This window comes from Spongiibacter sp. C9W (assembly GCF_057370015.1).
The window spans coordinates 3,464,490-3,477,169 of the sequence record NZ_CM170672.1 but is presented as its reverse complement, the minus strand read 5'-3'; the positions used below and the strand labels follow the sequence as shown (position 1 = coordinate 3,477,169).

11 protein-coding genes are annotated in these 12,680 nt (G+C 57.5%); 7 read left to right on the top strand and 4 right to left on the bottom strand.

Going from position 1 to position 12,680, the window contains the following annotated elements:
- Positions 1–100: 100 nt before the first annotated feature.
- A complete protein-coding gene (locus AC2Q8J_RS16490) occupies positions 101–1,114 on the top strand; it encodes an AraC family transcriptional regulator (RefSeq protein WP_486451823.1) in 1,014 nt (337 codons plus the stop codon).
- Here the strand turns inward: AC2Q8J_RS16490 and AC2Q8J_RS16485 are convergent.
- On the bottom strand, positions 1,111–1,728 hold the full coding sequence (locus AC2Q8J_RS16485; RefSeq protein WP_286695832.1) for a trimeric intracellular cation channel family protein: 618 nt from the start codon (positions 1,726–1,728) through the stop codon (positions 1,111–1,113). The genes AC2Q8J_RS16490 and AC2Q8J_RS16485 overlap by 4 nt on opposite strands.
- 44 nt (positions 1,729–1,772) lie before the next feature.
- Positions 1,773–3,125, bottom strand: a complete 1,353-nt coding sequence (gene gdhA / locus AC2Q8J_RS16480; protein WP_486451822.1) for an NADP-specific glutamate dehydrogenase — start codon at positions 3,123–3,125, stop codon at positions 1,773–1,775.
- A 212-nt stretch (positions 3,126–3,337) separates the two neighbouring features.
- Here gdhA and acnA point away from each other — a divergent pair, with 212 nt between their 5' ends.
- The 4 genes from acnA (at position 3,338) to AC2Q8J_RS16460 (ending at position 8,213) form a co-directional block, all read left to right on the top strand.
- A complete protein-coding gene (gene acnA / locus AC2Q8J_RS16475) occupies positions 3,338–5,986 on the top strand; it encodes an aconitate hydratase AcnA (RefSeq protein ID WP_204995888.1) in 2,649 nt (882 codons plus the stop codon).
- Positions 5,987–6,063: 77 nt separating this feature from the next.
- Positions 6,064–6,378 carry a hypothetical protein gene (locus AC2Q8J_RS16470; protein WP_036256002.1) on the top strand — a complete coding sequence of 105 codons (315 nt, stop codon included), beginning with the start codon at positions 6,064–6,066 and terminating at the stop codon, positions 6,376–6,378.
- A 34-nt stretch (positions 6,379–6,412) separates the two neighbouring features.
- Positions 6,413–8,002: a carbon-nitrogen hydrolase family protein gene (locus AC2Q8J_RS16465; protein ID WP_027873669.1), complete on the top strand. Its 1,590-nt coding sequence runs from the start codon at positions 6,413–6,415 to the stop codon at positions 8,000–8,002.
- A gap of 28 nt (positions 8,003–8,030) precedes the next feature.
- Positions 8,031–8,213: a hypothetical protein gene (locus AC2Q8J_RS16460; protein ID WP_027873668.1), complete on the top strand. Its 183-nt coding sequence runs from the start codon at positions 8,031–8,033 to the stop codon at positions 8,211–8,213.
- Here AC2Q8J_RS16460 and AC2Q8J_RS16455 read toward each other — a convergent pair.
- A complete protein-coding gene (locus AC2Q8J_RS16455; RefSeq protein WP_027873667.1) occupies positions 8,202–8,405 on the bottom strand; it encodes a DUF2061 domain-containing protein in 204 nt (67 codons plus the stop codon). The two genes, AC2Q8J_RS16460 and AC2Q8J_RS16455, sit on opposite strands and share 12 nt — an antisense overlap.
- Positions 8,406–8,624: 219 nt before the next feature.
- Here AC2Q8J_RS16455 and AC2Q8J_RS16450 point away from each other — a divergent pair, with 219 nt between their 5' ends.
- Positions 8,625–9,476, top strand: coding sequence for an alpha/beta hydrolase (locus AC2Q8J_RS16450; protein WP_051171082.1), 852 nt, complete (start codon positions 8,625–8,627; stop codon positions 9,474–9,476).
- Between the two features lie 14 nt (positions 9,477–9,490).
- Here the strand turns inward: AC2Q8J_RS16450 and AC2Q8J_RS16445 are convergent, their stop codons facing one another.
- The gene (locus AC2Q8J_RS16445; protein ID WP_486451821.1) at positions 9,491–10,612 is read right to left on the bottom strand and encodes an enoyl-CoA hydratase/isomerase family protein; all 1,122 of its coding nucleotides are present in this window, start codon (positions 10,610–10,612) and stop codon (positions 9,491–9,493) included.
- A 258-nt stretch (positions 10,613–10,870) separates the two neighbouring features.
- On the opposite strand from AC2Q8J_RS16445, the gene AC2Q8J_RS16440 reads away from it, so the two are divergent.
- Entirely contained in the window at positions 10,871–12,673 is a 1,803-nt protein-coding gene (locus AC2Q8J_RS16440) for an acyl-CoA dehydrogenase C-terminal domain-containing protein (RefSeq protein WP_027873664.1), read from the top strand.
- Positions 12,674–12,680 lie beyond the last annotated feature (7 nt).

Below are 12,680 nucleotides of genomic sequence, written 5' to 3'. Positions count from 1 at the left end.
AGGGACTCCGTTTTTGTCGCTATTATTCCCGCTGCCGAGGCATTATGATTGACGCCACACGACATGTATTTGACCATTTCGGACATGTTAAGGTGCCGCAATGCCCCAGACCCGACTTCAAAACGCCGTGGTGCCCCACACCTATGTTCAATTGCTCTACGAGCATTTGGCCGAACACCAGATTGATGCGCAACAGCTACTCGGTGAACCCGCGCCGCAAGGCATGGGTCGCTTTCCGGTATTGCGCTGGCGCGACTACCTGCAGCGCGCGTCAGCTGCTCTTGATGACCCGCTGCTAGGCCTGCACCTGGGACAACGTATTACCCCCCGTCACCTGGGAATTCTCGGCTATGTACTGCTGGCCTGTGGCAGTGTTGCCGGCGCGCTGCAACGCCTGGAGCGCTACCACCAATTGATCTACGACGTGAACCCCATGCAGCGCGTGGACTGCGGTGACTACATTGACTTGTGTTGGAGTGCCGAGAATGGCAGGCCCGGCGCCCTGGTCGACGAGACTGCCATTGCGGCCCTGCTGCAGTTTTGCCGGGACATCACCAATCAGCCAGACGCCGCGCCGCTAAAGGTCGAGTTTATTAACCCGGCCCCCGCAAATGTGCAGCCATACCAGCAGTGGTTTGCCTGCCCGGTGAGCTTCGGCCACAGCCAAACGCGGGTGAGTATCTCGCTGGACCTGCTCAGTACCCCGCTGCGCACCGCCGACCCTGCTCTCATCGAGGTGCTGGAGGGCCAGGCGCGGAAACTCTTAAACAGCCTTGAAGCACCGCAGGGCCAGGAGCTGGCAAATATCGTCAGGCAGCGTTTGGTTAGCCAACTGCGCCAGGGGCCACCCAGCGCCGAGCGCATCGCCGACAACCTGCATGTCTCGGTGCGCCACCTCCACCGAAAACTTGCCGCAGAAGGCTGCAACTTTCGACAGCTTCTTCAACAGACCCGCCAGCAACTGGCCGAAGATTATCTGGCCGACCCACGGCTGCAGCTCGGTGAAGTGGCGGCGCTACTGGGATTTTCAGAGCAGAGTGCCTTTAGTCGCGCCTTTAAAAACTGGACGCAGCTCACGCCAGCGCAATACCGCCACCAGCAGCTTGATCGCTAAGGCTTGCTCAGCAGGAAGCGCGGCAGCGACAGACCAAAAAACACGCCTGTTAGGCGCAGTATAAGTATGGTGGCCATGGCCAAAAACAGGGCAACGCTGCCCGCAACGCCTAGCCCCTGTAAAACCAGGAACAGCGCGCCACCGGCGATCGCCGCGGTTGCGTATATTTCCCGCTGAAATATCAGCGGGATTTCGTTGCATAACACGTCGCGAAGAATACCGCCTGCAACCCCTGTCATCAGGCCCATCAACAAGGCGATATCAGCGCTGTGACCCAGTGACTGCGCTTTTTGCAAGCCTGCCAAGGTGAAGAAGGCCAGCCCGATCGCATCGCACACTTCCAGCGTGCGCAGCGGTAGCCTCACAAATCTCGCCAGCACAAAAACCACCATCGCTGCGCTAATGCCCACATAGAGATAGGCGGGGTTAGCCACCCATATCACAGGGTGCGCGCCGAGGATCACATCGCGCAGCGTGCCGCCGCCCAGGCAGGCGATCAGGGCCACAACCAGTACGCCGAATATATCCAGCTGCTTGTGGCCGGCGGTCAGTGCACCCGACATCGCAAACACCGCGATACCAAAAAAATCGAGAAACACGATTACTGAAGACATTTATCCTCCACGGCAAGATTGCCCTGCACCGCTACCCTGTGCCCTTACACCACACCCTGCTCAATCATCGCATCAGCGACGCGGCGAAAGCCCGCAATATTTGCCCCCACAACCAAGTTCTCCGGCTCGCCAAATTCCTTCGCTGCCGCACTACAGCGGGCATAAATATCCGCCATCACTTGCTGCAGTCGCTCGTCCACTTGTTCAAAAGTCCAACGACGCATGCTGGCATTCTGGCTCATCTCAAACTGACTGACGCTCACGCCACCGGCATTGGCAGCTTTACCCGGGCCGTAGAGGATTTCCTCTCGCATCAATAACTCCGCCGCCGCAGGCTCGCAAGGCATATTGGCCCCCTCGCAGACGCACAGGCAACCGTTAGCCAATAGCGCCTGGGCATCGGCCGCCGTCAATTCGTTCTGCGTTGCACAGGGAAAGGCGACCTCGCCCTCCATTCGCCATACCGCGTGACCGTCTTCGGGGTAATCATCAATCGGCGTGAATTCGGCTTTGGGAAACTCGTGCAGGTAGGCCTCAAGGGACTCCCGCCGCTCCAATTTGATCTGTTTCAAAATTTCCACATCGATGCCGTGAGCGTCGTACAAGGTGCCCGTGGAATCGGAGCAGCTCACTGGACGGGCGCCAATCTGGCGGAGTTTTTCAATGGTGTGAATCGCCACGTTGCCCGCACCGGAAACTAAACAGGTTTTCCCTTCCAGGCTCTCGTCGTGGGCCTTCATCATCGTTTGCGCAAAATACACACAGCCATAACCGGTGGCCTCGCGCCGTCCCAACGAGCCTCCCCACAGGGGCCCCTTGCCAGTAAGCACACCCTCGTAGCGACCTGTCAGCCGCTTGTACTGACCAAACATATAGCCAATTTCACGCGCACCAACGCCAATATCCCCCGCGGGAACGTCGGTGTGAGGGCCGATATGGCGGTATAACTCCGTCATAAACGACTGGCAAAATCGCATGATCTCGCGATCCGAGCGGCCCTTGGGGTTAAAATTCGCGCCCCCTTTGCCCCCGCCAATTTCCAGGCCCGTCAGGGCATTTTTAAATATCTGCTCAAAGCCGAGGAATTTGATAATCCCTGCATTTACCGACGGGTGAAAGCGCAAGCCGCCTTTGTAGGGCCCCAGCGCCGAGTTGAATTCGATGCGATACCCCTTGTTTACCTGCACGCAGCCAGCGTCGTCGACCCAGGGCACCCGGAACATAATTTGTCTTTCTGGCTCGACCATCCGCTCGATAATGCTGTGTTCAGTGTAGCGACGCTCCTTCTCCAACAACGGCTCCAGCGACTCCAACACCTCCTCGACGGCCTGGTAGAACTCCGACTGTGCTGGACTACTGCTCATCAGTCCGTTGATGGTGTTTTCAATTACTGTCATAGCATCCTCGCCGCTTTCCATTATCACGCCCCACAACAGGGCAAAACGCCTGCAAGCTTACACCTTCGCCCCCGCCGTCGCGACCTGAAAAACGCGATGCTTTAGCGGCGGCGCGGCAAGGTAAGCCGCTTTCATCCACGCAACCTTGTGCTAGGGTTGTAGTCAAAGCATTAGGCCTGCACTGGCGTTATCACACGATTGAGGGGGCGGTAATGAAAAGTAGGGAATCATGGCTCTCTGAGCTGACTTGTTCAGGAAAACACTTTCGCTATTACGACCTAAAAAAACTCGATTCACCCGGCGTTGAGCGATTGCCCAAGTCGCTTAAAATTTTGCTGGAAAATCAGTTGCGTCACTTCGACGGCGCGCAGGTCGACGAGCACATCATCGACACCCTGTGCCAATGGGCGGATAAGGCCAGCGGCGGCGCCGATGTCAACTTCTCGCCGGCACGTGTACTCATGCAGGACTTCACAGGGGTGCCTGCCATAGTCGATCTGGCGGCCATGCGCGATGCCGTCGCCCAGCGCGGTGGCGACGTGTCGGTAATCAACCCGCAAATCCCCGTGGACTTGGTTATCGACCACTCGGTGACCGTCGACCAATTTGGCTCCGCCCAGGCCTTCCAGGAAAATGTTAGCAAGGAAATGCAGCGCAATGTCGAGCGCTACCGGTTTTTAAAGTGGGGGCAGTCCGCCTTTGAAAACTTCAATGTTGTGCCACCGGGCACAGGTATTTGCCATCAGGTTAATCTCGAATACTTAGCGCAGGTGGTATTTCAAGGGCAGGATGACGACGGCCCTCTCGCCTATCCCGACACCGTCCTGGGCACCGACAGCCACACCCCGATGGTCAATGGCCTGGGCGTATTGGGCTGGGGAGTGGGCGGTATAGAAGCCGAAGCGGCGCTGCTGGGCCAGCCCTATTCCATGCTGGTTCCCGATGTTGTCGGTTTTGAAATGCGCGGCGCCCTTCGCGAGGGGGTTACCGCCACCGACCTGGTGCTGACCGTGGTGGAGCTACTGCGCAAACAGGGCGTTGTTGGCAAGTTTGTGGAATTTTTCGGCGACGGCCTCGGCGAACTGAGCGTTGCCGACCGGGCGACCATCGCCAATATGGCACCCGAGTACGGCGCCACTTGTGGTTACTTTCCCGTCGACGACGCCACTCTGGCCTACATGAAGCTCTCCGGCCGCAGCGCCGACACTATTGCGCTGACAGAGGCCTATTGCAAAGCGCAGGGGCTGTGGCGCTCCGCTGGCGACAAACCGGTATTTACCACCACATTGAGCCTCGACCTGAGCGCTGTTGAACCCAGCCTGGCTGGCCCCAGTCGGCCACAGGACCGCGTCGCACTGCCTCAATTAGGCCAGGCAATGCGCGACTATATTGAATTGCAGGGGCGCGACCTCGATCAGCAGACACCCATCCCGGACATGAACCAACCCCTGCAGCACGGCGATGTTGTGTTGGCGGCGATTACCAGCTGCACCAACACGTCCAACCCTGACGTGATGATCGCCGCTGGGCTGCTGGCACGCAAAGCCCGCGAGCGCGGTCTTCGCGTTAAACCCTGGGTGAAAACCTCCCTGGCCCCCGGCTCCAAAGTTGTCAGCCAGTATCTGGCCGATAGCGGCCTGCAAGACGATTTGGATTCACTGGGCTTTGATATCGTTGGCTACGGCTGCACCACCTGTATCGGCAATTCCGGTCCGCTGCCGGAACCTGTTGCCAAAGCCATCGACGACGGCGATATGCTGGTGTCGGCGGTGCTCTCCGGCAACCGAAACTTCGAGGGCCGCATTCACCCGCAAATTAAAGCGAGCTGGCTGGCTTCACCGCCGCTGGTTGTCGCCTTCGCGCTGGCCGGTACCAGTTTGATCGACCTGCAAAACGACCCCATCGCGCACGACAGCAAGGAACAACCGGTGTTTCTGCGAGACCTGTGGCCGACCACCGCAGAAATCCATGAGGTGCGCAAAATCGTCAGCGGTGGCATGTATCGAGAGGCCTACGACGACGTTTTTAAAGGCACCGAGGAATGGCGCCAGCTCGACGCCCCCACCGGGCAGACGTACCACTGGCAAGATGACTCCAGTTATATTCGCCTGCCTGGTTTCTTTAGCGATATCGCCGCCCCCAAGCAACAGCTCGATGCCTTGCGCAACGGCAGAATACTTGGCGTATTTGGCGACAGCATCACCACCGACCATATTTCGCCAGCGGGTAAAATCGCCGACGACAGTCCCGCCGGCCACTACCTACAAAGCCTGGGTATCGAGCCTGCTGACTTTAACTCCTATGGCTCGCGGCGGGGCAACCACGAAGTGATGCTGCGAGGCACCTTCGCCAATACCCGGCTGAACAATCGCATGGTCGAGAAAGAAGGCGGCTTTACACTGGCCCCCAATGGTGAGGATGTCACCACCATTTTCGCAGCGGCAGAAAAGTACCGCGCGACCAACACGCCACTGGTTATTATCGCCGGCAAACAATACGGCACGGGCTCTAGCCGGGACTGGGCTGCCAAAGGCACATTGCTATTGGGCGTTCGCGCCGTGATTGCAGAGAGCTTTGAGCGCATTCACCGCTCCAACCTGATTGGTATGGGTGTTTTACCGCTTGAACTGGACGGTGAAGTTTCCTTGACCATGCTTGATCTCAATGGCTTGGAAGAGGTTGATTTGATTCCCTGCGACGCTGAATTAACGCCCAAGCAAGCCGTGCGAGTTGTTCTGTCGCGGGCCGACGGCAGTCGTCATGAGGTGCTTGCCCACAGCCGGATCGACACCCTGCAAGAGGCCGAATACTTCCGCTGCGGCGGCATTTTGCAGTACGTTTTGAGACAGCTACAAAAATAATGCGATTCGCGAACAACAGGTGATTGACCCTTGCTTTGCCAGTGGCATACTCAGCATATCCACAAGGAGCACCTTGAATGAAAGTACATTTAGAACTGGAGATCGAACCCGAAGAGCTGCGGCGCTTAGTCGGCCTGCCCGATATGCAGCCTATTTGGGACTCTGTGCAAAAACGCATCACCGAAGGCGATACGGAGATGGTGCAGCAAATCGCCAAAACGGCTTTCACCGAGGGCATGAAAACGCTGGATATGACCACTCGCCTGTTGAAAACAGTCAGCGGCTTGGCAACCAAGCGCGACTCGGAGAGCAAAACCCAAACCAAGGCCAAGCCATCCGCCCGTAAAACGCCTGCGAAGCGCCGTGCGTCCAGCGCGAAAACCAGTGAATAGTTTCCACCTTCCCGTACGCTAGCGAGATCATAGAATGGCAAAATCGGCTTCACGAGGCGGCGAAAAGCTCACCGCCTCGGGCAAACGGCTGCATGTAAGAACCGCCCAACGCGGCGATATTCCGGGCATCGTCAATTTGTCCCGTCGGGTGTATCAGGGCACCGGCATCGACCCCTACTCACCGGCGGAACTGCGCGGTCAGCTCAGCCACTTCCCGGAGGGGAAGTTTGTGGTCACCCTCGACGAAGACATCGTCGGCTACTGCGCCACGTTTCGCGTCAGCGGTAAAGTATGCCTGCAGCCCCACACATGGGAGTCGATAACGGCCAATGGCTACGGCACCCGGCACGACCCCAATGGCGAATGGCTGTATGGCATGGAGGTGTGTGTCGACAAAAGTGTGCGCGGTTATCGCATTGGCCAACGGCTCTACAATGCCCGTAAAAAACTCTGCGAGTCCCTGTCGCTGAAGGGCATTGTTTTTGTCGGTCGCCTGCCAGGGCTGGCCAAGCGTTTGCGCCGTTTCGGCAGTGCCGAAGCCTACCTTGACGCTGTAATGCAAAAACAGGTGCGCGACCCGGTACTGTCATTCCAGATTGGCAACGGTTTTGAGGTTTTGGGCGTGGTTGAAAACTACCTCAGCGCCGACCGCGACTCGCTGGGCTTTGGCGCCCACCTGGTATGGCACAACCCGAAGATCGCCAGAGACGCCTATATCACCCAAACCAGCGAATTTGGTGGCAGGCAGGCGGATACCGTGCGCGTTGGCACAGTGCAATACATGCAGCGCAAAGTGCAGTCGTTCGCGGAATTCATGTCCTTCGTGGAATACTTCGTCGATGTCGTCGCCGACTACAAAGCGGATTTTGTGGTCTTCCCTGAGCTGATTACCCTCCAGCTCCTTTCCATTGAAGACCAAGAGCTCAGCCCAGCGGAATCCATTGAAGCCCTGACCAAATACACGCCGCGCTACTGCGAAGCCATGCAAGACCTCGCCGTGCGCTACAACATCAATATTATCGGCGGCTCCCACCCTACCCGCGTCGCCAATGGACGGGTGGAAAATATCTCCTATGTCTTTCATCGCGATGGCCGCATCGACGAGCAACCGAAAATCCACCCGACCCCCAACGAGGCGTATTGGTGGAATATTGAGGGCGGCAGCAGCCTGAATACTATCGACACCGACTGCGGCCCCATTGGCGTATTGATCTGTTACGACTCGGAATTCCCCGAATTATCACGCCATCTCGTGAACCAGGGCGCTCAGATCCTGTTCGTGCCGTTTTGCACAGACGAACGCCAGAGCTATATGCGCGTACGCTACTGTTGTCAGGCACGGGCGGTGGAAAACCAAATCTATGTCGTGATGTCGGGCAATGTCGGCAACCTTCCCAACGTGGCGAATATGGATATTCAGTATGCACAGAGCTGCATACTGACACCCTGCGATTTCTCCTTTGCCCGCGACGGTATTGCCGCTGACACCACGCCCAATGTCGAAACCGTTGCCATTGCAGACCTGCGACCAGAAAGCCTGCACGTCGCCCGCAATAGTGGCACCGTGCAGAATCTTCGCGACCGACGTCACGACCTCTACCAGGTAAAGTGGCGCGGCCAGTAGGCGTTTTAAATAAAGGAGAGGCGACGCTATGGCTACCATGCTAGCCCTTGTTGCGGCGATATTTATCTCGCTGTTTTTGCTTGTGCCACTAATTGAAAAATACGCGCCGCGGGCAAGCCCTGAGCAGCAACAGCGGATCAGCCGCTGGATACTGCCCCTGGTTGCCGTCGGTATCGTGGTGGCACTGATACAGCATCTGTTAAACGGATAACACCTCCGCTGGCTGCGGTCTGGATGACTGCAGCCGCTGCCAAAATTGCTCGTGGAAGTAAAACGCCACCGTGTTCACTGCTGGCTCAACCAGGGCTAACAGCCCACCGATCAATACACTGCCGGTCAGTATATAAGCCACGGCAAAGGCCACGCTGAAATGCATCACGGCAAAGCTCAGAGTTTTTTTCATGGTATTTGCCCTCAATCCTCATTGCTGGCTTTCACCTTAACCGCGCACCAAAAATAGATAAATTCGATTATATCTATAAAACTGATAGGCAAAAATTATTCTGCTGATCACAACTGCGGCACCACACCGTAAACACGCTTTTATCCAATACGGAATCACGCTCTAATGAGCCCTATTTTCAGCAATCTCAGTTGTGCTCTACGGTGGACAGGACTCCTTATGGCATTTTTTTCAGTAACCGGCTGCGCCCTGCATCTTGTCAATGCCCTGACGCCCGACTCCGGTGCCACGCATATACCAGCGCTGTCCTATGGCGAGCACCCCCGAAACAAGTTTGACCTTTATCGCCCCGAGCAGGGCAATAATCTTCCTGTGGTGGTTTTTATTCACGGTGGTTACTGGTCATCTGGCGAGCGCAGCGAGTATCGCTTTGTGGGCGAAACCCTGGCTCAACGTGGCTATCTGGCCGTCATCATCAGTTACCGCTTATTCCCCGAAGTGCGCTTCCCCGCGTTTATTGAAGATGCCGCAAGCGCCGTGGCAGCCGTGCGTAAAATTGCCGCGCAGTACGGTGGCGACCCGCAGCAACTCTATGTCGGTGGTCACTCTGCCGGTGCACACAGCGCCCTGATGCTTGCCCTGGATGAGCGTTACCTTCGTGCAGAAGGCGGCAGCCCAGCGTGGCTGAGTGGTGTCTTCGGGCTATCTGGCCCCTACGACTTCCTGCCACCGAAGGCAAAGAAGGTGGCGGCGATCTTTGGCCCACCAGAGCGTTACCCAGAGGGCAATACGGTGAACTTTGTCAGTGCCAATCACCCGCCAGCGCTGCTCATACACGGTCGCGACGACACAACGGTTAGTGTGCGCAATAGTCAGCGGCTGGTTGAATTACTGCAGTCAGCGGGAAGTTCTGCGGAGTTGTTTGTAAGCGACGGTGGCCATGTTGCGCCGCTGCTGGCATTTAGTGGCCTGAAACGGCGGCGCAGCGACATGCTAGATGCTCTCGACAACTGGATATCCGCTCCGCGTCAAATAGACACCGACGAGGACATCCTGGCTGAAGCGCAATAAACGCCTCGTGCATCTTATCCCAGCGCGGTCAGGGGGTGCTGCTGCCAGGGCGGCACAAAAAGCGCCTCAATTTCCTCGTCCGGCACCTCGGCCACGCTGCGGTAGCACCAGTGAGGGTCCTGGTCGCGGTCTTTGAAGCGCGCGCGCACCCCTTCGGCAAACTCCGGGTCGCGAAGCCGGTTCGCTGCCAGGGTCATTTCCAGACGCAACACATCGGCCAGCCCCAAACCGCGACTGCGCTCAAACTGGCGAACAATTAGTTTATGAGCACTCGCGGCGCCTCGACGAAGGCCCGCCAGCGATTCCGACAACCAGGCGTCGCGCGGTGCGGCGCCCGCTAAAGCGGCCTCAAGGCCTGCCGGGCAGGATTCACGGCAATGCTGGTCTATCCATTGCCGGTGCGTTTTCAGCGGCGCGTGCTGCAAGCAAATACCCTGCTCCACTTCCCAGTCAGTGAGTGCATCGGTCAGCATCTCGTGATTCGCCGAGGAGTCGTCGCACCAGGGCAAGTGCAATAAACTGCGCAACAAGGTCGATTTTTCTGCCGATGCCCAGCAGTAGTCAGCAAGCCCGGCATAAAGCGCGTCAGCCGCACCCAGCTGCACGCCGGTCAGCGCCATATACAAACCGGTTTCGCCGGGCATCTTCCCCAAATACCAGCCCGCGCCCGCGTTCGGCAGTAAACCAATACTCGCCTCGGGCACCGATAAGCGGCTGTGCTCAGTGACAATGCGGTGGCTGGCACCCGCCATCAGGCCCAGGCCGGCCCCCATTACTCTGCCGTCACCCCAGCAAATTACAGGTTTTGGGAAAGTGTGAATCAAAAACGCGGAAATATAGCCACAGCGTAGAAAGGCCTCCGCTTCGACGGCGGCGCCCCCCGGATTGGCCAGTGCCGACGCCAACATACGCTGAGCATCAGCACCGCCGCAAAAACCGCCAGCGCCAGCGCCATCGAGCAGTACTGCCACCGCCTCGGGGTCGTCGCGCAGGCCAAGAAGCGCCCGGTGCAAACGCTCGGCCATCTCCGGGGTAATGGCATTGCGCCGCGACGGCGCATTCAGCGTAAGCTGGGCCAAATAGCCACCCGCGGGTAGCGGATGGCGCTCCATGCAAATTGAAAAATCAACATTCATGCTGACAACTCCACCTGCGAGAACGCGAACCCCCAGTATCCCTCCTGACCGCATATCTCTCAAGCATAGCGGGGCGCCGCTGAGCCAACTGCCTCGCGCTTTTTTGACAACAGCTCGTGTCTACATTGACCCAACTGTCATTTTTTATTGGTTGGCACGGCCAATTTGTCGCCGCAACGCTTTCGTTATGCTCCGCCACCTAGCTGAATTCCTCACTGGGAATTCCTCCGACAGCGAATAGACAACCACGAGGCAGCCATGACTACTTACAAGGCCCCGGTACGCGATATCGATTTTGTGATCAACGATGTGCTCGACTACCAAGCACACTATGCCCAGATCCCCGGCGGCGAAGAAGCCACCCCCGACATGATCGATGCCATCATTGGCGAAGCGGCAAAATTCTCTGAAGAAGTCCTTGCGCCTCTCAACCAAAGCGGCGACGAGCACGGCTGTGTATGGAAAGACGGCGAAGTCACCACACCTCCCGGTTTCAAAGAAGCCTACGATATGTGGGTAGAGGGCGGCTGGCAGGGCTTGTCTCACCCCGCAGAATACGGCGGCCAGGGCCTGCCGATGTCAATGGGTTTGATCAAATCAGAGCTGGTCGGCACCGCCAACTGGAGCTGGGGCATGTACCCAGGCCTGAGCCTCGGCGCGATGAACACGCTTTACGTACACGGCACTGAAGAGCAGAAAGGCCTTTACCTGCGCAAGCTCTGCGAAGCCACCTGGACCGGCACCATGTGCTTGACCGAACCCCACTGCGGTTCTGACCTCGGTCAAATGAAGAGCAAGGCCGAGCCACAAGAAGACGGCAGTTACAAACTGACCGGCACCAAGATCTTTATTTCTGCTGGCGAACACGACCTGGCCGAAAATATTGTCCACATTGTACTCGCCCGCACACCCGGCGCGCCGGAAGGCACTAAGGGTATTTCTCTGTTTATCGTGCCCAAGTTCCTGTCTGACAACGACGGCAACATCACTGAGCGCAACGGCGTTGCCTGTGGCAGCATCGAAAAGAAAATGGGTATCCACGGCAACGCGACCTGCGTTATCAATTTCGACGATGCCACCGGTTATATGTTGGGCAAAGAGAACGAAGGCTTGGCGGCCATGTTCACCTTCATGAATACCGCCCGTATCGGCACGGCCATCCAAGGCCTGGCTGCGTCAGAGTTGGCTTACCAGAACGCCTGGCCCTACGCGATGGAGCGCCACTCTATGCGCGCCCTGTCAGGCACTAAAAACCCCGACAAAGCCGGCGATGCAATCATCCACCACGGCGATGTGCGCCGCATGCTGTTAACAGCTCGCGCCTTTGCTGAAGGTGGCCGCGCAATGATTTACGACGCCGCCAAATACTCTGACGTAATGGTTCACGCCAACACTCAGGAAGAGCGCGACGCAGCGGAAAACGAGCTGGGCTTCTTAACTCCTATCCTGAAGGCCTTCCTGACAGAAACCGGTTTGGAATCTGCCAGCAATGCCATGCAGGTTTACGGTGGCCACGGCTTCATCACTGAGCACGGCATGGAGCAGATTTACCGCGACGCACGTATTGCCACCATGTACGAAGGCACAACCGGTATTCAGGCGATGGACCTGATCGGCCGAAAAGTGGTTCTGGATGGCTTTAAACTGTACGCAGGCTTCAGCAAAAAGCTTTACAAATTTGGCTTCAAAAACCTGATCAGCGGCAAGCGCCGTGGCCACAGTGCCAAGCTGATTGGCTACACCCTGGGCCTGAACTGGAAAACCATCAAAATGGTCGCGCGCGCCAGCCGTAACCGCGATGCCGTATCAGCCGCGTCCTATGACTTCCTGATGTACTCAGGCTATCTGTCTATGGCCTACTACTGGGCGATGATGGCAGAAGTCGCCGCGAACAAGCTGGAAGCCGGTGAAGGCGACAGCGAGTTCTACAAAGCCAAGCTGGAAACGGCTGAGTTTTACTTCTCTCGCCTGTTACCTCGCGCGAAAGCTCACGCAGCGTCAATGGACAGCAGCACCGAAAGCGTTATGGGCATGGACCCGGCTCGCTTCGAACTTCGCTAGGTCTTCT